1 rRNA gene is annotated in these 1290 nt (G+C 51.2%); it reads left to right on the forward strand.

Annotated elements, in window-relative coordinates:
• A 23S ribosomal RNA gene (locus AB6E51_RS24450) occupies positions 1–1290 on the forward strand; the annotation flags it as partial.

Raw genomic sequence — 1290 nt, forward strand, 5'->3', positions numbered from 1 at the left:
CAGGAGGCAAACCGGGGGAACTGAAACATCTAAGTACCCCGAGGAAGAGAAATCAACCGAGATTCCGAAAGTAGCGGCGAGCGAAATTGGATTAGCCCTTAAGCTTTTAATGATGCAGGTGAAGAGTCTGGAAAGTCTCGCAATAAAGGGTGATAGCCCCGTAACCGACACATCATAATCAGTGAAAACGAGTAGGGCGGGACACGTGATATCCTGTCTGAATATGGGGGGACCATCCTCCAAGGCTAAATACTACTGACTGACCGATAGTGAACCAGTACCGTGAGGGAAAGGCGAAAAGAACCCCTGTGAGGGGAGTGAAATAGAACCTGAAACCGTGTACGTACAAGCAGTAGGAGCACCTTCGTGGTGTGACTGCGTACCTTTTGTATAATGGGTCAGCGACTTAATTTTAGTAGCAAGGTTAACCGTTTAGGGGAGCCGTAGGGAAACCGAGTCTTAACTGGGCGTACAGTTGCTAGGATTAGACCCGAAACCAGGTGATCTAGCCATGGGCAGGTTGAAGGTTGAGTAACATCAACTGGAGGACCGAACCGACTAATGTTGAAAAATTAGCGGATGACTTGTGGCTAGGGGTGAAAGGCCAATCAAACCTGGAGATAGCTGGTTCTCCCCGAAAGCTATTTAGGTAGCGCCTCGGACGAATACTACTGGGGGTAGAGCACTGTTAAGGCTAGGGGGTCATCCCGACTTACCAACCCTTTGCAAACTCCGAATACCAGTAAGTACTATCCGGGAGACACACGGCGGGTGCTAACGTCCGTCGTGGAGAGGGAAACAACCCAGACCGCCAGCTAAGGTCCCAAAGTATAGCTAAGTGGGAAACGATGTGGGAAGGCTCAGACAGCCAGGATGTTGGCTTAGAAGCAGCCATCATTTAAAGAAAGCGTAATAGCTCACTGGTCGAGTCGGCCTGCGCGGAAGATGTAACGGGGCTAAGCTATACACCGAAGCTGCGGCTACGTACCTTAGGGTATGTGGGGTAGGGGAGCGTTCTGTAAGCCGTTGAAGGTGGTCTGTAAGGGCTGCTGGAGGTATCAGAAGTGCGAATGCTGACATGAGTAACGATAAAGGGAGTGAAAAACTCCCTCGCCGGAAGACCAAGGGTTCCTGTCCAACGTTAATCGGGGCAGGGTAAGTCGACTCCTAAGGCGAGGCCGAAAGGCGTAGTCGATGGGAAACGGGTTAATATTCCCGTACTTCTTACAATTGCGATGGGGGGACGGAGAAGGCTAGGTGGGCCTGGCGACGGTTGTCCAGGTTCAAGTA

The organism is Vibrio sp. 10N.247.311.47 (assembly GCF_041467535.1).
Taxonomy (GTDB): domain Bacteria; phylum Pseudomonadota; class Gammaproteobacteria; order Enterobacterales; family Vibrionaceae; genus Vibrio; species Vibrio crassostreae_C.